General features: G+C 37.8%; 24 protein-coding genes. All 24 read right to left on the bottom strand.

Translation table 11 applies throughout. The features are described from left to right. Positions 1–73: 73 nt before the first annotated feature. On the bottom strand, positions 74–1,516 hold the full coding sequence (glgA, locus tag QNH48_RS11285) for a glycogen synthase GlgA (protein ID WP_283954973.1): 1,443 nt from the start codon (positions 1,514–1,516) through the stop codon (positions 74–76). Positions 1,517–1,519: 3 nt separating this feature from the next. Further along, entirely contained in the window at positions 1,520–2,536 is a 1,017-nt protein-coding gene (locus QNH48_RS11280; protein ID WP_283954972.1) for a GlgC family sugar phosphate nucleotidyltransferase, read from the bottom strand. A gap of 30 nt (positions 2,537–2,566) precedes the next feature. After that, a complete protein-coding gene (locus QNH48_RS11275; protein ID WP_283954971.1) occupies positions 2,567–3,694 on the bottom strand; it encodes a glucose-1-phosphate adenylyltransferase in 1,128 nt (375 codons plus the stop codon). Further along, positions 3,645–5,603 (bottom strand): 1,4-alpha-glucan branching enzyme, encoded by a 1,959-nt coding sequence (gene glgB / locus QNH48_RS11270; protein WP_283954970.1) that lies wholly within the window; start codon positions 5,601–5,603, stop codon positions 3,645–3,647. Before glgB ends, QNH48_RS11275 begins: the two co-directional genes overlap by 50 nt. 155 nt (positions 5,604–5,758) lie before the next feature. Next, positions 5,759–6,025 carry a hypothetical protein gene (locus QNH48_RS11265; RefSeq protein ID WP_283954969.1) on the bottom strand — a complete coding sequence of 89 codons (267 nt, stop codon included), beginning with the start codon at positions 6,023–6,025 and terminating at the stop codon, positions 5,759–5,761. 267 nt (positions 6,026–6,292) lie between these two features. Next, the gene (locus QNH48_RS11260; protein ID WP_283954968.1) at positions 6,293–6,508 is read right to left on the bottom strand and encodes a Fur-regulated basic protein FbpA; all 216 of its coding nucleotides are present in this window, start codon (positions 6,506–6,508) and stop codon (positions 6,293–6,295) included. 59 nt (positions 6,509–6,567) lie between these two features. After that, entirely contained in the window at positions 6,568–7,722 is a 1,155-nt protein-coding gene (locus QNH48_RS11255; RefSeq protein WP_283954967.1) for an amidohydrolase, read from the bottom strand. Between the two features lie 14 nt (positions 7,723–7,736). Then, a complete protein-coding gene (locus QNH48_RS11250; RefSeq protein ID WP_283955747.1) occupies positions 7,737–8,246 on the bottom strand; it encodes a GNAT family N-acetyltransferase in 510 nt (169 codons plus the stop codon). 33 nt (positions 8,247–8,279) lie between these two features. Continuing rightward, positions 8,280–9,050, bottom strand: a complete 771-nt coding sequence (locus QNH48_RS11245) for an amino acid ABC transporter ATP-binding protein (RefSeq protein WP_283954966.1) — start codon at positions 9,048–9,050, stop codon at positions 8,280–8,282. Further along, positions 9,047–9,757 carry an amino acid ABC transporter permease gene (locus QNH48_RS11240; protein ID WP_283954965.1) on the bottom strand — a complete coding sequence of 237 codons (711 nt, stop codon included), beginning with the start codon at positions 9,755–9,757 and terminating at the stop codon, positions 9,047–9,049. The genes QNH48_RS11245 and QNH48_RS11240 overlap by 4 nt, the downstream gene beginning before the upstream one ends. Before the next feature lie 17 nt (positions 9,758–9,774). Continuing rightward, a complete protein-coding gene (locus QNH48_RS11235; RefSeq protein ID WP_283954964.1) occupies positions 9,775–10,485 on the bottom strand; it encodes an amino acid ABC transporter permease in 711 nt (236 codons plus the stop codon). A gap of 35 nt (positions 10,486–10,520) precedes the next feature. After that, complete coding sequence (locus QNH48_RS11230; RefSeq protein WP_283954963.1) at positions 10,521–11,342, bottom strand: transporter substrate-binding domain-containing protein; 822 nt, start codon at positions 11,340–11,342, stop codon at positions 10,521–10,523. A gap of 1 nt (position 11,343) precedes the next feature. Next, on the bottom strand, positions 11,344–11,616 hold the full coding sequence (locus QNH48_RS11225) for a glutaredoxin family protein (protein ID WP_283954962.1): 273 nt from the start codon (positions 11,614–11,616) through the stop codon (positions 11,344–11,346). 391 nt (positions 11,617–12,007) lie between these two features. Then, positions 12,008–13,342, bottom strand: a complete 1,335-nt coding sequence (locus QNH48_RS11220) for an LLM class flavin-dependent oxidoreductase (protein ID WP_283954961.1) — start codon at positions 13,340–13,342, stop codon at positions 12,008–12,010. Positions 13,343–13,538: 196 nt separating this feature from the next. After that, positions 13,539–13,835: a DUF2325 domain-containing protein gene (locus QNH48_RS11215; protein ID WP_283954960.1), complete on the bottom strand. Its 297-nt coding sequence runs from the start codon at positions 13,833–13,835 to the stop codon at positions 13,539–13,541. 120 nt (positions 13,836–13,955) lie between these two features. Beyond that, entirely contained in the window at positions 13,956–15,290 is a 1,335-nt protein-coding gene (locus tag QNH48_RS11210; protein ID WP_283954959.1) for an LLM class flavin-dependent oxidoreductase, read from the bottom strand. A gap of 62 nt (positions 15,291–15,352) precedes the next feature. Beyond that, positions 15,353–16,408 carry an LLM class flavin-dependent oxidoreductase gene (locus QNH48_RS11205; protein ID WP_283954958.1) on the bottom strand — a complete coding sequence of 352 codons (1,056 nt, stop codon included), beginning with the start codon at positions 16,406–16,408 and terminating at the stop codon, positions 15,353–15,355. A 45-nt stretch (positions 16,409–16,453) separates the two neighbouring features. Further along, positions 16,454–18,481, bottom strand: a complete 2,028-nt coding sequence (locus QNH48_RS11200) for an ABC transporter ATP-binding protein (RefSeq protein WP_283954957.1) — start codon at positions 18,479–18,481, stop codon at positions 16,454–16,456. Positions 18,482–18,496: 15 nt separating this feature from the next. Further along, positions 18,497–19,387: an ABC transporter permease gene (locus QNH48_RS11195; protein WP_283954956.1), complete on the bottom strand. Its 891-nt coding sequence runs from the start codon at positions 19,385–19,387 to the stop codon at positions 18,497–18,499. 31 nt (positions 19,388–19,418) lie between these two features. After that, on the bottom strand, positions 19,419–20,351 hold the full coding sequence (locus tag QNH48_RS11190) for an ABC transporter permease (protein ID WP_283954955.1): 933 nt from the start codon (positions 20,349–20,351) through the stop codon (positions 19,419–19,421). A gap of 22 nt (positions 20,352–20,373) precedes the next feature. Further along, a complete protein-coding gene (locus tag QNH48_RS11185) occupies positions 20,374–21,981 on the bottom strand; it encodes an ABC transporter substrate-binding protein (protein ID WP_283955746.1) in 1,608 nt (535 codons plus the stop codon). A gap of 176 nt (positions 21,982–22,157) precedes the next feature. Further along, positions 22,158–23,213: an LLM class flavin-dependent oxidoreductase gene (locus QNH48_RS11180; protein WP_283954954.1), complete on the bottom strand. Its 1,056-nt coding sequence runs from the start codon at positions 23,211–23,213 to the stop codon at positions 22,158–22,160. 142 nt (positions 23,214–23,355) lie between these two features. Then, the gene (locus QNH48_RS11175) at positions 23,356–23,742 is read right to left on the bottom strand and encodes a hypothetical protein (protein ID WP_283954953.1); all 387 of its coding nucleotides are present in this window, start codon (positions 23,740–23,742) and stop codon (positions 23,356–23,358) included. A 189-nt stretch (positions 23,743–23,931) separates the two neighbouring features. After that, positions 23,932–24,831 carry a LysR family transcriptional regulator gene (locus QNH48_RS11170; RefSeq protein ID WP_283954952.1) on the bottom strand — a complete coding sequence of 300 codons (900 nt, stop codon included), beginning with the start codon at positions 24,829–24,831 and terminating at the stop codon, positions 23,932–23,934. Between the last annotated feature and the right edge of the window lie 30 nt (positions 24,832–24,861).

Below are 24,861 nucleotides of genomic sequence, written 5' to 3'. Positions count from 1 at the left end.
GCCTATAAAAGGAAGAAGATGTAAGCTGCAAATTTACTTACATCTTCATCTTTTGAATGATAACAAGTATCCTTTACTCCACTGAGCCTTCAAGCAGCTTCTGATATATTTCATTATATTCCTTAGCAGACTGTAACCAACTATAATCTTGAGTCATCGCATTTTGTATTAAGCGACTCCAACTTTCATTTTGATGATAAAAATCTAAGGCTCTTCTAACGGTATGCAGCAAATCATGGGCGTTCAAATTCTTAAAAGAAAAGCCATTACCATTACCAGTTGATTCATCATAAGATTGAACGGTATCATTTAATCCGCCTGTTTCTCTAACGATGGGTATTGTTCCATACTGCAAGGCAATAAGCTGTCCTAATCCACATGGTTCAAACTGCGAAGGCATTAAAAACAAATCTGCCCCTGCATAAATTTGATGGGCTAACGCCTCATTAAAACCAATGTATATCTTCACTTTATCCGGGTATTCATGGGTCATTTGATTAAAGAAGTTTTCAAAATGATGGTCACCAGAACCCAGCAAGATGAATTGTACATCATCCTGAAGCATCTCGTGAAATACATGCAGCACTAAGTCTAAACCTTTTTGCGATGTTAACCGTGTTACCATTGCAATAATGGGTGTGCTATCTTTTTCGGGCAATCCGAAATAGTGTTGTAAAACTTTCTTATTTTCTGATTTTCCCTCGATGGTATCAAGATCATAAGAAACAGCGATATCACGATCTACTCTTGGATTGTAAACAGAATCGTCGATACCGTTAACAATTCCAATGAGCTTATCGCTGTGCTTTCGTAAAAGTCCATCAAGTCTTTCACCAAAATAAGGAAATTGAATTTCCTCTTTATAGGTTGGGCTGACGGTTGTTACACTATCAGATGAAACTATACCACCTTTCATAAAGTTAACATTTCCATAAAATTCGAGCTGTTCCATGTTAAAATATTGAGGATCTAATCGTAACAGTTCACTAATTTTCTCAAATGGGAAGATACCTTGGAATTGCAAATTATGAATCGTAAATACAGTTTTTATTTTTGTGTAAATTGGTTGATGACGATACTGGAACTTTAATAAAAAATTCACCATGGCTGTATGCCAGTCATGAGAATGAATCACATCAGGAATAAAATCCAGATGTGGTATACACTCGAGTACTGCCTTTGAGAAAAACGAAAATCGTTCTCCATCATCATCTTGTCCGTACAATGAACTCCGATGAAAATAATATTCGTTATCAATAAAATGGTAGGTAATTCCATCAAGTTCCATATTAAAAATGCCACAATATTGATTCGTCGATCCTACCGGTACTTCAATGGATGTTTTAAATTGAAAGGATTGTTTAAACTCACCAGAAATTAAACTGTAATTGGGTAACATAACATGAACTTCTGTACCTAACTTTTTTAACTCTTTAGGAAGTGCGCCTGCTACGTCAGCAAGGCCACCGGTTTTCACAAACGGAACACACTCAGATACGGCAAATAAAACTTTCACTTCTCAGCGCCCCTTTTGTACTGTCCCTTTTTCTACCACATAAGGGTTTTCTCTTGTTCCTGTTAATTTGACACCACTTTCAATTTTAACATCCTTATCAATGATGACTCCATCGAGAACACAATTATCTTCAATTTGCGTTTTTTGCATAATAATGGAGTTACGAACAACTGCGCCTTTCCCGATTTTTACCGCACGGGAAATAATGCAATTCTCCACTTCTCCTTGAATCATGCAGCCATTTGCAATCAAAGAGTTTGATACTTTGGCACCGATTTTATATCGTGTTGGAGGTTCATCCTTTACCTTTGTGAAGATTGGCTCGTCTTTCGTAAATACCTGATAATAGGCTGTTGACTTAAGCATATCCATGCTATGGTTATAGTAACTATCGAGAGAGTCTATAGTTGCAATATATTCCGTACATTCATACTTTTCAACTTTAAAATTATCAAGTCGCTCATTTATGACATCTAAAATACTGTAATAGCCCTGATCTTTGTATTGCTCAAATAAAGAGAGCAATAAATCTTTTTCTAAAATATACGTCTGCAACGATTCTCCATTATGAACAATCTCTGTAATATTCGCATCTGTTTCAATATGATGATCCAAAACAGAACTGAAATTTATAGTCCCAATAATATTGCAATTTGTTATCACAACGTATTTTTGCCTGCTGCGTAAGAAAAAGGTGATATTCTTTGCTAAATGTGAAAAGGATCCAAATTCCTCGTTTTTAGATTTACCATCAGGTGTGAACACAAATAGTCCATCACGTTTTCTATCCAAGTCCCATTGCTTTCCACATCCTAAATGGTCCATAAGTGACCTTACCCCATGACCAGTGAAAATAGCCACACTCGTAATCCCTGAATTCACCATATTCGATAACATAAAATCAATCAAACGATATCGTCCCGCAAAAGGAAGTGCTGCTATGGAACGATGTGCTGTTAAATTTTGAAACGTGTCCAACTCATGGGTTGCATTAATAATTCCTAGCATAGATTGAGGCATAGTATCGTATTCCTTTCCTATGAGTTTTTACTAAACATCCTCAGCAACCAGTATGACATCGTCCTTGTTCTTTTCTGGACGAATAATGGTATTATCCTCTACAACCATTTCTTCAGCGATGATGGCTTTCTCAATTACTACATTTTTTCCAATTCGAGCATTAGGCATGATAACGGAGTCCTGAATCACACTTCCTTCTTCGACCGTTACGCCTTGGAATAGAACTGAATGCTTAATGTTTCCTTTTACTATACAACCTTCATTAATTAGTGACTCTTCTACTTGAGCCGTGGTAGAGATATATTGCGGAGGCTGGTTCGGATTTACAGAGTAAATTCTCCAATTTCGGTCATAAAGATCTAGCTCAGTTTCTTCATTTAATAAGTCCATATTGGCTTCCCATAAACTTTTTACAGTACCAACGTCCTTCCAATAACCCTTGAATGGATACGCAACCACCTTTTTATTTTCTTCCAGTAATAATGGAATAATATCCTTCCCAAAATCATTAGAGGATTCTGGATTATTATCGTCTATCTCTAAAAACGTTTTTAAAACAGACCAATTAAAGATGTAAATTCCCATTGAAGCCAAATTACTTTTTGGAGATTTTGGTTTTTCCTCAAATTCAATGATATCTAAGTTTATATTTGTATTCATAATTCCAAAACGGCTTGCTTCTTCCCACGGTACCTCTATAACAGAGATGCTAACATCCGCATCCTTTTCAATATGATAATCAAGCATTTTAGAATAATCCATCTTGTAAATGTGGTCACCAGAAAGAATCAGTACGTATTCTGGATTGTATTGCTTTATGTAATTAATATTTTCGTAAATCGCGCTGGCAGTGCCTTTATACCATTTCACGCCAGAGGTTTCCGCATACGGAGGCAATACTGTAACCCCGCCATTACTTCTATCTAAATCCCAAGCCGCACCGATCCCGATATAAGAGTTTAAAACCAGTGGCTGATACTGCGTTAATACACCTACAGTTTCAATTCCAGAGTTTGTACAGTTACTTAATGGAAAATCTATTATTCGATATTTGCCACCGAATGAAACAGCAGGCTTTGCAATATATCTAGTAAGAGCACCGAGACGGCTACCTTGTCCTCCTGCTAGCAACATTGCTACGCACTTCTTTTGTACCATTGCTATTCGTCCCCTTTCTGGTTTTAACTGGTCGTAAGATGGATATCCCAAACGGCGGGATCGTCATTTCGAGATGACATGGCTGGTTGTGAAACGGCTCTTCAATCACTTTAATTTTCTTATGATTCACCTGACCAGAACCACCATATTGAATGCGATCACTATTAAAAATTTCATTGTAAAAAGCGTGAGAAGGTACCCCAACTTTGTAGTTCTCATAAACGACCTCTGTAAAATTACACACGATAATAAGAGTGTCTTCCTTTTTGTCTTTTCTTATAAATGAGAATATACTTTGTTCTTTATTATCTGCATCAATCCATTCAAATCCTTCATGAGTATGGTCAAGCTCCCACAACGCTTTGGAACGTTTATATAGCTGCATCAATTCTTTAAAGTAATCATTTAAGATACGATGCATCTCAAAATCCTGTAACTCCCAATCTAAATCCTCTAAATCCTTCCATTCATCAAACTGACCAAACTCTCCACCCATAAACAACAGCTTTTTTCCAGGGTGTGTCATTAAGTACCCGAATAGAAGACGCAGCTGTGCAAATTTTCGCCAATAATCTCCTGGCATTTTATTTAGCAGTGATTTTTTCCCATGAACTACCTCATCATGCGATAGAGGTAAGACGAAGTTCTCTGTAAAAGCATACAGTATAGAGAAGGTTACTTTATCATGCAAATACTTTCTGTTCTGCGGTTCTGCTTCCATATATTTTAAAATATCGTTCATCCAACCCATGTTCCATTTATAGTTAAAGCCTAAACCTCCTTCAGAGGTGGGTCTTGTCACAAGCGGCCAATCGGTCGAATCCTCAGCTATCATGAGCAAATTAGGTTCGGCTTCAAAAACAACCTCATTCAGCTTTCTTAAGAAGCTAACCGCATATTCATTCTTTTGAGATTCCCCACCGGCTTGCCAGTAAAGCATATTGGCAACCGCGTCTACCCGAAATCCATCAATATGATAGTATTTGATCCAGAATAAGGCGTTAGAAATTAAAAAGCTTTGCACTTCACCTTTTCCCAAGTCAAAATTCGCTGTCCCCCATATTGGATTTTCTTTTACGTAAACATCTTCATATTCATAAGTAGTCTGTCCATCAAACATATACAAACCATGGGCATCCTTACAAAAATGTCCCGGGACCCAATCAAGAATAACACCAACTCCACTTTGGTGACATTGGTCAATAAAATACATTAAATCGTGCGGATTACCATATCGACTTGTTGCAGAATAGTATCCAGTTCCTTGATATCCCCAAGAACGATCATAGGGATGCTCAACTAGAGGTAAAAGTTCTATGTGTGTAAAGTGATGTTCAAGTACGTATGGGATCAGCTCATCAGCTAACTCCCTATATGTATAAAACTCTTCTTCACGCTTTTTCTTCCAAGAGCCTAAATGTACCTCATAAATGGCAAGGGGTTCTTCATAAACAGTTTTCTTTTTTTTATTTTGAAACCATTTTTGATCCTGCCATTTGTATCCTTCCAAGTCATAGATAATAGACGCGGTATTTGGCCTGATTTCTGAATAAAATGCATACGGATCTGATTTAAGGATGGTATCACCGGCAGCTGTTTTAATTTGATACTTGTAAATATCATTTTCTAGCAGCCCCGGAATAAAAAGTGACCATATTCCTTGTTTATTAAGTTTCGTCATTTCATGATAACTACTATCCCATTTATTGAAATCCCCGACAACATGTACTTGGGTAGCTCGGGGAGCCCAAACAGTAAAGCGAGTACCCTTTTTTCCTCCTTGGGTTTCAGAATGTGCGCCAAAAACTTTATAACTCTCAAACAAACTTCCTTCGTGAAAAAGATATATTTCATACTCTGTCGGATTTGTTACAACCACTAGTCTCACCTCTTTAAACTGCTTTTCCATAATATCTTGACTATCTGCTTAGTTTTTCTTAAATGTATGGTTTAATGCATAAAATTAAAGTATTTTGTTTTTTAATAGATAAATGGAGATTAATACTATTACAATATCATTTAAAAAAAATGAAAAAAGCGACCCCGAAAAAAGAGTCACCTTCGTTAATTATTAATATTTCTCAAGTAACTATTTAAAACTTTTCTATACCGCCATATATCTTTACTATCAACTGGAAGCTCATTTATGTCCCAATACGTTTGGTATTTCCTATGGGCAGTCAGTGTGCCATCTGGATATTGCATAAATGTAAGTGTGCCGCTGTTTTCTTCATCTTGTAAGGCGATGTAGTGCTTCGAACCATCCCAGATGGCCAGGTCACCAAACCTCTCGCAAAACTGCTCAACATCGGCTTTACTTCGAATTATCATTGTATTCACTCCTTGCTTTAATATTCTAATTTTATAGAATTATAACATACATCTCTCTTGGAATTTAGTTTATGTAAGATTTTTGAACTAGAAATCTCGAATTTCACTACAAAAAAAGAGAGAAACTTTATTTAGATTTCTCTCTTTTCGTGAAATTAATTAAGTTTTATTTGAAGGCAAAATTTAAAGAACGGAGCCTGATTTTTATTAAATATTAATGAAGAAACTAGTCTATTTTTGGCTTTTAAATCTAAATCATAACTGATTTTACTTTTTGTTTGATTTATGATCAGTTAATTTGATTGACCCAATATCACTATGGGGATGACTAAGGGATTTAAATTTTCTATATTCATTTTCTAGGTCCGTTAGTGATAACTCATAAAGATGTTTATCTTCATTCTTATATACATTATAAGCAATCAGTTTTTTTATTAATTTTTTGCGCTTATTTTCAACAGCATTCCGAAGAATTTCTCCCATCCGAATCACTCCTATTTATAGTTTTAATAAATACATCGTTTTCGTATGGATAATAATCTTTAGGTTCGTAAACTAGTAACAGGTCTATTTAATAATTCTCTTGAAACTTCAGATAAAAAATATGCGGCTTTAATAATAGCCGATTCATCAAGGGTAAATGCGGGATGGTGCCACTCCTCGTTTCCGTTTGTACCGAAAAATGCAAATGTCCCAGGGACGTTATAAAGATAGTAGGAGAAATCCTCACCGGCCATTGATGGTTCCGGATCAATTACTTTTAAGGAATGCTTTTTAGCTGCATACCTCGCGATCTCCGTCACCGACTTATGATTATCCAGTGGTGGTGGACCTGGAAACCAGCCAATTTCAACTTCGTGTGAAAAAGCTGTGGCAATTGATTTAACAATTGTATAAAATTTTGCTTTTACGTCTTCACGAATCTTATTGTCAAAAGTTCGAACGGTCCCCTCAAGGATGATATCGTCTGGAATAACGTTCCATGTGCTGCCGCCCACGATTTTCGTCACACTCAATACAGCGCTTTGAAGAGGAGACACGTTGCGACTAACAACAGACTGAAGAGCAGTAATAAGGTGGCCTGCCGCTACAATGGGATCCTTTCCATGTTGCGGAATTGCAGCATGGCTTCCTTTACCATTGAGAACAATATGAAATCGATCGACTGCCGCCATTAAAGGTCCATCTTTTAAGCCAATTGTCCCCACAGGCAGATCTGGTTTATTATGAAGTCCAATTATGGCTTCTACTCCCTCGAGCTGACCATCATTAATCACCTTTTGAGCACCACCGCCTGATTCCTCTGCTGGCTGAAAAATAATCCGAACTGTTCCATTTAACACAGCTTGAGCTTCTTTCAAAAGATAGGCCGCACCAATGGCCGCTGTCGTATGAAAATCATGACCGCATGCGTGCATTTTTCCTTTGATTTTGGAGGAATATGGAAAACCTGTTTGTTCCACAATCGGAAGAGCATCAATATCTGCCCGAATGGCAACGATTGGTCCAGGATTCCCACCTTTAATTTCTGCAACAACACCTGTTGACAGTCCAGTCCTGCGAATATCAATTTCTTCATCCTGCAGCCATTTTTTAATGGACTTCGTTGTTTCAAATTCTTCGTTTGATAACTCTGGATATTGATGTAAATGACGCCTTATCGAAATGAGGTGCGATTCTAATTCAGTTCGATTCATAACCTCACTTCCTTCTATAAATCGAATCGAAAGCATTTTACTAATATCTCTTGATTTTGAAATTCCTTGGTTTGATCTCGTTTGAAACCAAACCATTCGTATAGCCGAATGGCTTGATGCATTTTATCACTTGAATGCAAATACAAGCTTGTTGCTCCAAGCTCCTTTGCGTAGGTAACACTAGCTTTTAATAGCTCTTGTGCTACACCACGCCCTCTTGCTTCAGGATGAACACCTAACAATCGAATAATGGGAGAAAAAATTTCTAGTTCTGGCTTTGCATATGCCTTTTCGGAGGTTTGAAAAAGCTGCAAACTTCCTAGGATATCCTGATTACTTTTTGCCACTAGTATCTTATCTACGTCAGGATTATCAACGGAGGCCTGAATATTTTCTAAATACGTTTTCCAGATTTCGGGATTTTTATAGGAATGTTCATACTGTTGATAACTCTTTACTAATAAATTCCTTACCTGTTCCTTTTCATCTTCTTTTAACTCATCAATGATGATTTGGTTTGTCACCAAAACATTCACCTTCCTCCCTATGATTGATTATTAATTCACCTGTTCTTTCAGCGGTGTAAAAAAAGATTCACTAGAAATTCGTTGTAAGAACCGGCGGGTACGTTCCTCCTTTGCTGCATGAAAAATTTCCAATGGAGTGCCTTCCTCGACGATTACTCCTTCATCCATGAACAACACCCGATTCGATACTTCTCTTGCAAAACTCATTTCATGTGTGACAACCACCATCGTTATACCTTCTTGTGCAATGGATTTAATTACGGAAAGAACATCTCCAACTAACTCAGGATCAAGTGCGGATGTAGGCTCATCAAAAAGAATCACCTCTGGATTTAACGCTAATGCTCTAGCAATCCCAACTCTTTGTTGCTGCCCGCCTGAAAGCTGAGAAGGATAGTGATGCAGTTTATCACTTAAACCCACTTTCTCTAGCACTCTTTCACTTTGTTGTCTTGCGTCCTTTTTCTTTACCTTCTTGGCCACGATTAGCCCCTCCATCACATTTTCTACCACTGTTTTATGGGCAAATAAATTATAATGCTGGAAAACCATGGCCGATTGTTTTCTAATGGCGAGCATTTCTTTTTTTGTGGCCTTTTCTGAATCCACGATAATATTACCTATTTGAACCATTCCTGCATTTGGTTTTTCTAAGAAATTGAGGCATCTTAACAGCGTCGTTTTGCCCGATCCACTTGGACCAAGAATGGTAACGACCTCCCCTTTTTCGATTTTCAAGTTAATTCCTTTTAATACTGGCAACTGATTAAATGACTTTTTGATACCTTTTAAATAAATCATGACACGCCTCCTCGATTATAAGCAGTCACCTTCTTTTCAAGTAAAAAAGATATCCCTTCTACTAGAATCGTAATGCCCCAATAGATGATACCTGCGGCAATAAAGGCTTCTAGAAATTTCAAGTTAACCGAAGCGACTATATTAGCAGCCCCCGTTACTTCTTTCTGAGATACAAGAAAAGCTATTGATGAAGTGTGTAAAAAGCCAACAAAAATATTCGTGAAATTCGGGATAGATTGAGCTAAAGCCTGTGGTAATATAATGCGGATCATCGCCTGAAACTTTGTCATCCCAACCGAATAAGCAGCCTCCATTTGCCCATTTGAAACGCTGATAATACCAGATCGGATAATTTCAGATAAATACGAACCAGCAGCCAATGTTAAGGCTATTAATACAAACAAAATAATCGGGATTTTATTTGTTTGAATACCTAAATCAAACCTGAGTGAAATTTGATCGAGTAATAATGGGAAGCCAAAATAAATGACCATAATATGCATGATAATGGGTGTTCCTCTGAAAAAGGACACATAGCCATTTGCGATCTGATAGAGATATTTCACTTTATATATTCGAACGAGAGCCACCGCAATGCCGAATATAAATCCGGCCAGCAAGGGTACAATCGTTAGGATGAGAGTAATAGGAAGCGCCTTAATAATTTCTTTAAAAGCTACCCAAATAAATGGAATATCAATTGTCATGTAAGCGATCCTCCTTCCTAAGCAATGGCTGTTACATCAGCCTTCTGATAACGATTGAAATATTTTTCTAGTTTGCTAAATATTTTTTCAAACAATAAGACGACAATATAGTAAATAATAGAGAGAGAGAGATAAACTTCAAGGGCATGTGCAGTTGCAGCAATTAGGGTATCTCCTCTTCCCATCATGTCCATCACTCCGATGGTAAAAGCAAGAGAAGTATCCTTTAAGGAACCGATCACTGAATTTGCCATATTCGGAAATGCAATCCTAACAGCCTGCGGAAGAACGATTCGGAAAAAGTTCTGTCTGCTTGTCATCCCGACAGAAAAGGCTGCTTCGGTCTGACCGTAATCCACTGCTCGAATCGCTGCTCGAAAAATTTCAGAAAATCCAGCACCATTACTAATTGAGTAAGTTATGATGACAAAATAAATAGCATCCATCCTTGTAATATCAATAGAAAATAATATTATGAGAATGGCTGGCAGACCATAAAAAACAAGGAATAATTGTATTAATATTGGAGTTCCCCGAATAAATGAAACGTATATTGTCACTAATTGTTTCAAAAGTGGTATTTTAAACAGCCTCGGTATCGCTGCTGCAATACCGAGGACAAGTCCTAGAATAATAGATGCGGCTAATATCTGTAGAGTTATTCCTAAGTATTGAATAAGTGTCGGAATAAACTCAATTATTAACATCAAATCAAATGCTTTCCCCATTTTGTTTCAAACCTCCCAAACGCTTCTCCCACATATTAAAAATTAACGGTATAGTCAGCCCCTAACCATTTTTTACTCAATTCACTCACTACTCCTTCTTCTTTCAATTCAACCAGTGCTTCGTCAATTCTTTTCTGTAATGGTGTTTCATCTTTCCTGAGAAGGAAAAAAACCTTTGAATTAAGCAGCGGCTCACCTACTACTTTTTGCTGTGCATCTACGGCATCGTTACTGAAATCGACAGAAAATGGTGTCGTGATTGTTGCGTCTGCCCGACCTGTTTTTAATTGATTTATCGTAGAATCAGGTCCATTCCCCGCATAAACAATTTCAATTCCTGCATTATTCTCTTTGTTATATTTTTCTAGGAAAACAGCTGAATTACTAGTGGCACTAACAATAGCCTTTTTCCCCTTTAAATCTTTAATCGATTGAATGTCATTGTTATCTTTATGAACCGTTACGTGAAGCGGAAAGATATTATATGGTTCCTTATTAAAGAGAAATTTCTCTTGGCGTTCCTCATTTACTTCCATTTGGTGGGCAACAAAATCGATTTTATTTGTTTCTAAGCTTAATAAAAGATTAGAAAATTCCATTGTTTTAAACTCAAATTCGTACTCAGGCAGCTTTTCATCAATTTTTCGCACTAATTCAACATCATATCCAGTTAACTTTCCATCCTTATCAATGAAGCAAACATTAGGAAACTGCGTCCCTGTTCCGACTATTATTTTTTGGACTTTCTTGTCTCCAGCTTTAGCGCTAGAGCTGCTATTTGAAGTTTCTTGAGTACCGCATGCACTAATTAGTAGAGCTGACAGGATCGTAATAACCATTATCAGTTTTTTCTTCATCTTAAAAACCACCTTCGTAAACTTTGGCTAATGCTTTTTCAAGATGTTCAATTCCTACTTTCGTTACCGCTTCATATACCTCACCCTGGCCAATTTCAACTACAGGTACATGTCTGACTCCATACTTAACCTCCAAAATATCTCTGCGCTCATCATGATGAGTAACATCGATCGTTTCGTATTTATACCCTTTATCTTCTAAATATTGCTTTACCTCACCACAATAGTGACAACCTTCTTTAGCCCAAACCACAACCGATAATTCTTTTCCCATCTTTTTTAAATCCTCCCTATTTATAATTCTTGTTTTTTTTATCTAGGCTGTGTTAAATTTGCTGTTGATTTGCGCCCCAGGCGCTATGCTTTCAAAGGGCTCGCCCGTGAGCCTCCTTACAGCTTCGCACCTGCGGGGTCTCACTCAGCTCGTTCATCCCGCAGGACATTGATTTACATCCTCGAATCTGCCCACGCACGAAGAAAATGCGATAGCATTTTCGAGGAGTCAAGCGCCTTCCGCTCCAATCAACAGGTTCTAAAATCAACAGTCTCCTTTAACACAGCCTTTATCTAAAAAGGCTCTCCATTCAAGATTGAAAAAATCTTAAATAGAGAGCCTCTAGTTGACTAGTCGGCAGAAATTCTTGTAGCAATTACTCATTTTTTTATCAACGGGTTGTCACCTTTTTTGCATAACGGTTTTCTGGATAAGGAATTCCTAGGTTACCACGTAATGTTTCAGCTTCGTATTCTGTTCTAAATAGTCCTCGTTTTTGAAGAATCGGCACTACAAAGTCCACAAAATCATTCAATCCATTTGGAACCGCGGAACCAATTATAAACCCATCAGCGCCATTACCTTCAAACCATTCCTGAATGAGATCAGCCACTTTTTCAGGGGTTCCAATAAATGTCGGCTTTGGTGTTGTCTCTTGTAATGCAACTTGTCGAAGTGTTAAATTATGTGCCTTCGCTTGTTGTTTAATTCGATCAGTATGACTTTGGAAGCTATTTTTACCTAAATCTCCTAGTTCAGGGAACGGTGCATCGAGAGGATATTGTGAGAAATCATGATGCTCGAAATATCGGCCTAGATAATCAAGAGCTTTATCGATTGATACTAAATTTGCGATTTCTTGATATTTTCTTTCAGCTTCTTCCTCCGTCGTACCAATAATTGGTGCAATCCCTGGAAGGATTGCGAGTTCATCTGGATTACGTCCCAATGCATTTGCTCTGTTTTTGACATCCTGATAAAACTCTCGCGCAGCTGATAATGTTGGATGACCTGTAAAAATAGCATCCGCTTCTCTAGCGGCAAGGTCTTTTCCTGCCTCTGAGGAACCAGCTTGGAATATTAATGGTCTGCCCTGCTTGGATCTGCCAATGTTTAGTGGTCCCTGTACGGAGAAAAATTCCCCTCTGTGATTTAATTGATGTAATTTATCTGAGTCAAAAAACACCCCGGTATCTTTATTTCGAACAAATGCATCATCTTCCCAAGAATCCCAAAGTCCTTTAGCAACTTGCAAGTATTCTGCAGCAATTCGGTATCTTTTCGCATGATCAGGATGTTCTTCGATCGTTTTGCTAAAGTTTAATGCCGTCTTCTCTATGGGAGAAGTAACAACATTCCAGCCAGCCCGGCCATTACTGATATGGTCGAGTGATGCAAATTGTCTTGCAACATTAAAGGGTTCACTATAGGAAGTAGACAGTGTTCCCACAAGTCCTATTTTTGAAGTTACGGCTGCAAGGGCAGACAAAATCGTTAGTGGTTCGAAACGATTTAAAAAGTGCGGAATCGATTTCTCGTTAATATGCAAGCCATCGGCAATAAAAACTAAGTCAAACTTTCCTTCTTCGGCCTTTTGTGCTTGATTGGTATAGAACTCCAAACTCACGCTTGCATCCGCATGAATATCAGGATGTCTCCAACCAGCAATATTTCCTCCCACCCCATGAATAATAGCGCCAAATTTCAATTTTTTTTGAGTAGACATTGAATATCCTCCTTTTTTAATTCCAAGTTATTCGATGGGAATACTTTAAATATTCTTGTGATTTATCCTATCACGTAAAGAATAGGGATTCCATACTTTACCTGATAGAAAAATATATTGTATTGATTCATAAAATCTATCAAACGAAATAGTTGATTAATTTGAACGAAATTCTAGAAATTACTACAACAGCAAGCTATTTATTAACATATATTTGACTTCTTTTTATCTCCTCACGAATAAAACACCAAGACCGCTTCGAAAAGCAAATCGGAATCCCAGATTCTTGTGCCTTTCGTTTTATGGCTCCTGTGAGATTGTGGTTAATAAAGTCTGTTAACACTAAGATTAAATCTACCTTTCTTGGTATATCTGTGCGAACCATCTTTTTTTTCCGTCCATTTAAATGGATTACTTCCCCGAATCCCTCCCCTTCTAAATTTTTAAGAATATTACCAATACGATCTCCTCCAATAACTAACAGCGACTTCATGGCCAACCCTCCTTTTAAAAACCCAACAATCCTCAACCAAACCTACTATTTTACTAGGAATTAATATTATAAAAAAGTACTTCATAAATGATTAATGAAGACCGTTTGTTTATTATTGGATTAGTGACTAGGTATAAATTGATTAACTGGAACTGGCAAATCATAGTGATTTCTCAATGTATTTCCTGAATATTCCATCCTAAATAACTGTCTGCGCTGCAATTCTGGTATTACAAAATGGACAAATCGGTCGAAATCACGATTCATTACTTGTGGCATGGGATTAAATCCATCAGCTGCTCCATTAAGAAACCAATATTCAAGTTCATCTGCAATTCTCTTTGGTGTCCCGCTTATTGTATAATGGCCCCTTCCACCTCCTAAGCGAATCAGCAATTGTTTAACAGTAAGATTTTCTCTTTGAGCCAATTGGACGATTAATTGTGTACGACTTTGATGACCTTGTATTTCTCCAATATCAGGAAGATTGGGCAACGGTTCATCTAATGAAACAGATGTTAAATCCACTCCAAACCTATTCGAAAGCTGAAGTAAACTGTGATTAAAATTCATGAATTGTGCTAACTCTTCTTCCTTTTCCTTGGCTTCTTCTTCTGTATTACCGATAATAAAACTAATTCCCGGCAATATTTTGACTTGATTAGGATTCCTTCCGTTCCTGGCTATTCTTTCTTTTACATCCTTATAAAACATACAAGCATCTTCAAACGTTTGTTGAGAGGTAAATATTGCATCAGCATATCGGGATGAAAATTCCCTTCCATCTTCAGAACTCCCTGCTTGAATGAGAACTGGTCTTTTTTGTGGGGACCTAGGTATGTTTAACGGTCCACGAACTTTAAAGAACTCCCCATCATGATGAATTTCGTGTACTTTTTGGCTGTCTGCAAAAATTCCATTCTCTCTATCTATTATTACAGCCTCATCTTCCCAACTATCCCACAGCTTCATGGTTACCTCTAAAAACTCTTTTGCTTTTTTATAGCGAGAGGTATGATCAGGAATGGTATCAAGATTAAAATTTTGAGCCTCACCATCGGTTCCAGAAGTAATGATATTCCATCCGGCGCGCCCATTACTCAAGAAATCAAGGGAAGAAAACCTTCGAGCCACATTATAGGGTTCATTAAAACTAGTTGATACGGTTCCAATTAACCCAATATGTTCCGTAACAGACGCTAAAGCTGATAATAATGTGGTTGGTTCAAAAGAAACAAGTGATCCATTTTCAACCGCATTAGGTGATGTTGAAGTACGATCAGCAAGAAAAATTGAATCCAATTTAGCCATTTCTGCTTTTTGAGCTAATTTTTTATAGTATGTGAAGTCCATCATTTTTTCAGGGAGTGCATCTGGATGACGCCAAGAAGCCTCATGATGTCCCTGATTATATAAAAATAAATTAAGATGCATGGTTTGCCCTTGATTACTCATTGAAATCTCCTTCCCGCCATCCTATCTATTTTTTATTATCCGCCTTATTAAAGTACTTCTTCCTATATCAATGTCGGTTGTTCGTTTTCCCAAACCGTACTAGGAATTTCTCGTCGAAGTACTGGAATAACCTCCTCAGCAAATCTTTCGAGCTGCTCATGTTGTTCTTCTTTACTTAATCCTTCAACACTGATACTTTGTACCTGGTGTCCAAATGCTTGATGATATTTTAGAATCTTCTCTATCACTTGATCCGCACTTCCTACTAAAGCAGAACCTTTTTGAATGTGATCTTCTAGGTCCTTAAATGGTGATTGATTGAACTTTGAGGCCTCTGTGCCCATAAAAATATCATAATATGGACGATAACGTTTCATGGCTTCCTCTGTTGTTCTTGCCAAATATAATCCTCTTGCACCTGCACCAACAACTGCTTTCTTAGGATCATGGCCATAATATTCGAGTCTTTCACGGTAATGATCAATTAATTCTTTATACTTAGCCATTGGATGAAACGTATTAGATGAGAAAATCGGTTCACCATTCTTCGCAGCAAGCTCAGTGGATAATGGACTTGATGCACTTCCATGCCAAATTGGAATCTGTTTTTGATATGGTCTTGGCTGGGTGGTTACATTCGTTAATAATGGACGATACTTCCCCTCCCAAGAGACATTTTCTTCATTCCACAATCGTTTTAGAAGTCTATACCGCTCAGCTAAAGACTCCCACTGCTCCTCCTCGCTAATTCCAAATAATGGGTAATGACGCGGGTCATTTCCTTTACCAATCATCAACTCTAACCTACCACCTGAAAGATGATCGAGAGTAGCATAATCCTCTGCTACACGCACTGGATCAAGAACACTTAAAACAGATACCGTTGGCAGCAATCGAATTTTTGAAGTTTTGGCAGCTATGGCTGTTAACATCACTGCTGGTGAAGAAGACAAAAACGGTGCACCATGCCGCTCACCCACGCCATATCCATCAAAACCTAGAGATTCAGCAAAAACAGCCTGGTCGATTACATGCTGTATTCTTTGCTGTGCTGTTAATACCTCACCTGTTACACCGTTTGGATGGTTTCCCATTAAATCAAACAATACAAATTTCATTGTAACACCTCCGATTACTTATCCATTACGAGCAATTCATTTAAGTTAAACTGGATCATGACAGGCAACCCAGTGCCCTATATGAATCTCCCTAAAAATAGGCTGTTCCTCACGGCATCGTGCAGTTGCTGCTGGGCAACGGGTATGAAATCTGCACCCAGTTGGGGGATTAGCCGGAGATGGAATTTCCCCCTGAATGGTAATCCGTTCTCTAGGGCGGGTTGGATTGGCAATTGGGATTGATTCAATTAATCCTTTTGTATAATGATGGGCAGGATGTAGGAATAATTCTTCACTTGATGCCATTTCAACCAATTGACCTAAGTACATGACACCAATACGATCAGATATATGCCTTACAATATTTAAGCCATGGCCAATAAATAAATAGGTTAATTCCCGCTTTCTCTGTAAATTCTGCAATAAATTCACGATTTGTGCCTGTACAGAAACATCTAATGCAGAAACAGCTTCATCCGCTAAGACAAACTGAGGATTAAGGGCAATAGCTCTGGCAATTGCTATACGCTGACGCTGTCCTCCTGAAAATTCATGTGGATACCGTTCATAGTCACTTTTATTTAAACCAACCACCTCTAATAACTCCTGAACCCTATCCTGTTTTTCTTTCTTACTGGAGTTTGCATGAACTTGAAGCGGTTCACCGATAATGTTTCCAACCCTCCAGCGTGGATTAACAGAACCATATGGGTCTTGATAAATTAGTTGCATATCTTTCCGTTTTTCGCGTAATGCTTTTGAACTCAGTTTTGACAGATCTTGCCCCTGAAAAAATACTTTTCCGCTAGTTAGTTTTTCTAACTGTAAAAGAACTCTGCCCAATGTTGACTTACCACTACCCGATTCTCCGACTAGACCAAATGTCTCACCTGTTTTAATCGTGAATGACACATTGTCCACTGCTCTTATATATGATTGATTACGAGAAAATACATTGTTCCCAATTGGATAATATTTACTTAACCCTTGAATCTCGAACAAGGTTTCAGGGGAATGTTTAGAATCAGTTGGAAAAAAATCTTTTTGAATTGGCACTTTTTCTTTTGTTTCTACTACACTTTGTTCTCTTATATGTTTATCTACTATTTCCTCTGCATGCCAGCATGCGGTCTGGCGGTTATTCACCTCTACTAATGGAGGTGCCTCGATAAAACAACGTTCTGACGCATAAGGACAGCGTGGATGAAACTCACATCCAGTAGGTAAATCGCTTAAAGCTGGAATAGATCCTTTAATCGAATAGAGCTCTTTACTCCTATCACTATCCAATGTTGTTATTGATTGCAATAGCCCATATGTATAGGGGTGATGAGGCATTTCAAACAAATCCTTGACGTTTGCATGCTCTACAATACTTCCGGCATACATCACTATAATTCGGTCAGCCATTTCTGCTGCAACACCCATATCATGAGTAATTAACAGAATGGACATCCCCATTTCTTCTTTCAATTCCTGGAGCAAATGTAATATTTGCGCTTGAATGGTAACATCTAGGGCTGTTGTCGGCTCATCTGCAATGAGGAGGTCTGGACCACAAGCAAGAGCCATCGCAATCATAGCCCGTTGCAGCATACCTCCTGACAACTCATTTGGATATTGGTTAAAGCGTATCTCAGCAGCCGATATACCCACACGTTTTAATAAATAAAGAGCTCTCTCTTTTGCTTCTGATTTACTAGATTGCTTATGTGCAAGAATCGTTTCAATGATTTGGCTTCCAATTGTAAATACAGGATCAAAAGCCGCCATTGGTTCTTGAAAAATCATTGCTATTTTTTTCCCACGAATAGATCGAAGTTTTTTATTCGTAAGATGTGTTAGGTCTAACCCATCCAGCACTATGCTTCCACCCGATATTTTTCCATTTTCATAATCTATGAGCCTCATAATCGATTTAGAGGTAACTGTCTTACCACTACCAGATTCCCCAACTATACAAACAGTCTCACCCGCCTGAATGTGCATTGTGACATTCTTGATTGCTGTAACATCGCCAACCTTTTTGGTGAAATCAACTTTTAATTGCTGAATATCAAGTAGTTTCTCCATTTTTTTCTACCCCCTTTATCTCGTGCTGCTTGTTTTAGGATCAAAGGAATCGCGGAGTTTATCTCCAATAATATTGATTGCTAGAACAAAAAGAGTAATGGCTAAACCTGGAAATGTTGAAATCCACCAGCCTACTGTTAAATAACCTCGTCCCTGTGAGAGTAGCGCTCCCCAATCAGGAATTTCTTTAATAATCCCAAGACCTAAGAAGCTCAACCCTGAACCAATTAAAATTGAGGTTCCAAGTCCTATCGTCCCCATTACTAAAAGTGGAGAAAAAGAATTCGGGAGGATATGCCAGAGGAAAATCTCCCAGCTCGGTGTACCAATAGATCGAGAGGCATCTATATACTGTCGTTTCTTAATACTCATCATTTGTCCTCTCATCACTCGTGCAAATGCAGGTATCGATGAAGCTGCAACAGCTAAGACGATATTTAATAAACTAGGACCAAGGGCAGCAGCAATGGCTAATGCCAGAAGAATACCAGGTATTGTCATCAAAATTTCAATTATCCTCATAAAGATAACGTCAACAATACCTCCCATATAACCAGCGAATCCCCCGATACTCCCGCCAATGATACTGCCAATAAGAACGGACGCAACACCAATAATGAGAGAATCCCGACTTCCATAAATGACTAGACTAAACACGTCTCTCCCAAAGTAATCTGTTCCAAACAAATGTGCACCACTTGGTTTACTTAAAATCAGCTCTGTATTCATATAGGTTGGAGAATAGGGCGCGATTAACTTGGGAAATAAAGCACATCCGATGATAAATAAAACAATAATAACAGCAATGTATAAAAATAGTTTTGAGGCAGAAAAGGGGTGCTTCTGTTTTGTTAAAGTCCATATTGGAACCCGCAGCACTTTTTCAGCATTCACCATTTCTTTCATATGATTTCTCTCCCCCCTTATTGATTACTAACTAGTGAGACCTGCGTACTCGTGGATCAATAATCGCATAGGATAAGTCAACTAAGAAATTGACAATTACATAAACAATGGCACTGAAAAAAACGACCCCTTGAATCACGGGTAAATCTTTAGCCATAATCGCATCGGCAACAATCCTGCCAATACCCTGCCTTGAAAACACAGTTTCAATCACAACCGTACCAGCCATGAGTTCACCAATATTTAAACCGATAATGGTAATAGCAGGAATAAGTGCGTTGCGAAGTGCATGACGATACATAACAACCCTTTCTGAGAGTCCTTTTGCACGAAGAGTGATAATAAATTGCTCATTAATCACTTCCAGCATGCTATTTCGCACCATTCGAATGATTAAACCTGCACCTACAAATCCAAGAGATAGTGATGGCAGCACTAGTGTTGCCCAGCCATCGGAGCCCATAGCTGGAAACCAGTTTAAATAGATGGAAAAAATAAGAATCAGTAAAATCCCTGACCAAAATGTTGGCATTGAAATACCAAATAAACCAATTAATCTAGCAATAAAATCTATCCCCTTATTTCTGTAGATTGCCGATAACACTCCAAATGTTACCCCAATTCCCACAGATAATACTGCGCTTGCAATAGTTAAAGCAAGCGTTGCCGGAAAGTGTTCTAAGATCTTTGGCAGGACTGGTTCGCTGTTAACTAAAGATTGACCAAAATCACCATGAAGGACATTTGTAAAATACTCTGTGAATTGCACATAAAACGGTTGATTGAGTCCCAATTCCTTGCGTAAATTTTCTACCATTTCAGGTGTGGCAGTCGCGGGATCCAGCATGGAAAGCACTGGATCCCCCGGAAGCAAATAGATTATGAAAAAAACAAGGATGAGTGAGCCTAAAATGGATACCAATGCAGTCGAGATTTTCAAAAGGATCTTATTGGCAAATGCCACATTTATCAGCTCCATTTCTACATTATTTAATCGTTACATCATTGAACAAGGGGTAGCCTAATGGATCAAACTTTATCCCGTTTACAGTTTTAGTTGCTGCCACTGTATAAGGGAATACATAAATTGGAATGATCCATGCTTCATCAATGATTTTTTGCTGCACTTTTTTGTAGATATCTGCACGTTTTGCCGGATCCAATTCTACTGTCCCTTCCTCCAATAATTGATCTAATTCTGGATTAGATCCGCCCCCTAGCCTTTTTATCGTTGCCTCTTCTTGTGGGGTAGTTGTATGATAAAAGGCTCGTAATGCATTGGGATCAGAATTAACTTGGCTGTTTCCGTATAAATCATAATCAGCATTTTGTTGAACAATTGAAGCGATATCTTTTGTAATATTTATTTCCACTTTAATACCGATCTTTTTTAATTGTTGCTGAATAATAACAGCAATATCATTTCTCTTCTCGCGGTTAGGAGTTCCATCCACATAATTTAATGTTAGTTGCCTTCCATCTTTTACACGGATCCCCTCCTTACCTTTTACATAGCCAAGTTCATCAAGGAGTTCATTGGCCTTATCTAAATCTACCGAGTTACTATTTTCAAGGGATTTATCATAGCCTAAAATACCTGGTGTAAGTGGCGACCATGCTCGAGAATAGGTGTTTAAGTAAAGTGTTTTTACAATCGCCTCAACATCAACAGCAAACTGTACAGCTTTACGGGCTCTTACATCATTCCATGGTTCTTTTCTTTGATTAAAAAACAGTGTGTATGGCAATCCAATTGTGTTTACTTGTAATAATTGATTCTTCGGGTCATTTTTTAAAGAAACAATATTTTGCGGCGGCACAGTTTCTGCGGCAAGGATTTGCCCGCTTTGTACACTGCCAATACGCGTTGCTTCTTCTGGGATGATTTTAAAAGTAATCCTATCAAGGTATGGTGCTTCTTTGTTTTCTACAATGGATGGACCCCATTGATAATCATTATTTTTTTCAACAACAATATCTGCATTCTCTGTCCAGCTGACAAACTTATATGGTCCAGTTCCTACAGGATTTTTACCAAACTGATCCCCATATTTTTCTGCAGCTGTCGGTGAGACAATCCCAAGCATTGCCTGGCTTAAATTACTTAAAAATGCAGAGGATGGTGTTGAGAGGTTAATTTTGATTGTAAACTCATCCAGTACTTCTGATGATTCATACGGTCTAAGAAGTGCTACCGAATTTCGAGCTTGTGTTTTTGGTTCAATAATTCGGTCAAAGCTATATTTCACTGCTTCGGCATTAAATGGGGTTCCATCGTGAAATGTTACGTCTTCGCGCAGTTTAAACGTATAGCTTTTTCCATCCTCTGATACTGTCCACTCATTAGCAAGCCACGGCTTGATGGAGTTATCAGGCTCCTGAACTACTAAGCTATCAAAAATCGTTCTGAAGGCACGAACCGCAACGGCTAAACCGCTTCGATGCGGATCAAGTGAATCGGGAGATGTTGCGAGCGCATAGGTTAATTCCCCACCTTGCTTAGGTTGTCCCTCGACCTTTTCGTTTTTTTCTGCTGAACTATTTTTTGTACCAGTACTATTTGCGCATCCAGATAACAGAAGCAATAACGCCATTGAGATCGATATTACCTTAGTCCAATTTACTAGTTTCACATCCAACGCCCCTTCTCAATTTCTACAATTTTCTAAAATGGAAGTCTTACATCTTACATCGCAATTTAAAATTTTTCTAATTATTTATACCTGAATACTCGGAATTAAAATACAATACATCCTTAATTAAACAGTGCTCACTGGTTTAAAAAGATTTTACTTGCAATATATGGGTACTCTTCTCTAATCTCTATTCCCGAATTTCGATTCGTGTTACGAGGGCTTAACAACTGAAATGATTTAATTCTTTCTTCTTCTTTTTCTACCGGTGTATGTATAATAAATTCATCCACCTGATACGTTCGATGAAGTTTTTCTAAAATTCCGTTTACATAAATAGGAGTTCCAGCAACAATGTCTGCTTTTTGTTCTGTGATTTCAAATGGTTCGCCTGCCTGCTTACCAAATACTTCTGCTTGCTCAATAGATTGTAAAGTTACCGAGCGACCGCTCTGAAGATGGACTTTAACTATTTTTCTGTCTCCTGCCAGTTGTTCAGCTTCTGATTGAGTTGGAGCAGCAATAACAGCTAATGAGATGATGAATCTTCCATTTGGAAAACCTTCGTGATACACTTTAGCCGCCTGTTTCAATACCTTATCATCACTATTGATAAATTTTGCAAATACAAATGATATCCCTTGATTAGCCGCAAGCTGAGCGCTATTAACACTTGCACCAAGTAAAAAAATTTCAGGTTTTTTCTGAGGAATCGGTGTTGCTTGAATTCCAGTAAGAGGGTGTTCCTCATCAACGGAATTTTCAATTAATTCACTTAAAAAAGATAACCGTTCAGAAAAGTCCTTTCCATCATTAACGGTGCCATACTGGAGCGCCTTTGTTGATAATGGAAGACCACCTGGTGCTTTGCCAATCCCAAGATCTACTCTTCCCGGAGCAAGATTGGATAAGACATGAAAGTTTTCAGCCACCTTATAAGGACTATAATGCTGAAGCATTACCCCCCCTGAGCCTACTTGAATCTTATTCGTTCGAGCTAATATATAAGAAATTAATACCTCAGGAGAGGAACCTGCCAATTGATCTGTATGGTGATGCTCTGATACCCAAAAACGGGAGTAGCCCCATTCTTCTGCTTTTTGAGCCAATTGAACGGTTTTCTGTAAAGCATTAAAAGCAGTGCTCCCAGGAAAAATGGGACTTTGATCTAAAATACTTAGCTTATAGCTCATGTTATTTCTCCTCCAAGTTTTATTCCGACCTAATTGATGTGAAAAGTATGTTTTTTATTAATTCTCATCCTATCATCGAAAACAACAAACTGGCAATGATTTCCTTGATAGGAAAATATTTAATAATAATTAAAAAAATCTATCAATTGATCTCTAATCTATTTGATTTACTTGCTTTCTTTAGTGGAATTACATTGCTTTGCCCATAATCATTCATAAATTCAGTTAGCCTTTTTGAGAGACCTCCATGACCAAATCGGATAAATTTAGGTTGTTCCTCTAACATCTCGTCTTTGACAAAATCCAAAAACGCCAAAATCTGAATTCTACGATAATGAACATTGACAATTCCATACTCGTAAAACCATTGATCAATCGTATTATAAACACCTCGGTTAACCGGATACTGTCGATTGCACCAATTAAAAAACTGTAAATCTGGCAAATTAAGATATTTACTTGTTCGGAAGGAGTTTTCCTTTTTTGTTTCTACAAATAGCCTCACATCATTACTATTTTGAGTTGTCATTCTTATCATCCTCTCTCTTTATATCCAATATTACACACTTGAATAGTGGGAATTAAAGCTGTACTTTTCCCTCTTACACCAAGAAATCATTGCTTGTTATTTTATTGTGTTTAATCCTATCACCGAGAAGATTGTAATGGCAATACGTTAGCTGATAGATAAATCTAATCTTTACATTAAAAAATTTTATCAATAAACAGGATCTTCTTCCTTCTGAAATTCTTTAACAGATCGAAGAATATCATTCCAAAGCTCGGGGTACACAAAACCATTATTTAAATGTGCCGCAAATATTTGCTGGTTTATTTGAAGAATATGAGAAACATCTACATCAATCAGCATGCCACTTTCAAGCTCTTCCTTTATGCATAGGTATGGTAAAAACCCTATGCCGTTTCTACTTAGAATAATAGATTTTGCAACTTCAAGATGGTCGACTAAAAATTCTATGCGCGGACTAACATTTGCCATTTCAAATAACTTATGGATCCGATTCCAGTCAAAAGCGCCGCATTCAAAAAACACCATGGGTTCACTGGCTAGTTGCTGAACAGATAAATTCTCTTGAAATTGAAAGGGATGTCCAGGATAAACGACCAACCGGACAGAATTATTTAGAAGCACATGCTTTTGTATACCACGATGAGAAACATCTTTCATAAAGGCGATATCCACTTGCTTGTGAAGAAGTTTTTCGAGCAGCACATCATTTGTCGCTGAATAAAATTTAAATCGTAATTGGGGATTTGCTCTCTTCAAGAAAGGAAGGGCAAAAGGAATAAAGTATTGTGAAGTAATAATATTTGCCCCAATGACAATTTCTTCAGGATTATCATCCTTCTTCAATAGTTTCTTCCCCTGATCATAGGTACGAATAATTTGCTCTGCATATGGGATAAATGCTTTTCCTTCCTCAGATATTGTCAAACTTCTTCCGTTTCGCAAAAATAATTCGACTCCAAGATCTCGTTCTAAAGTTTTTATTCTCGCTGTAACGGTTGGCTGTGATAAATATAGAGCTTCAGCTGCTTTATGAACACTTTCCAAATGTACTACATACATAAATGCTTCAAAATGATCAATGTTCATTCTTCCGCAACCCCTTTCTAGTTTTAGAAA

The sequence above is a fragment of the Neobacillus sp. YX16 genome, assembly GCF_030123505.1.
Taxonomy (GTDB): domain Bacteria; phylum Bacillota; class Bacilli; order Bacillales; family Cytobacillaceae; genus Neobacillus.
Note: the sequence above shows the minus strand (reverse complement) of the source record. Positions and strands in the feature narration are given on the sequence as shown.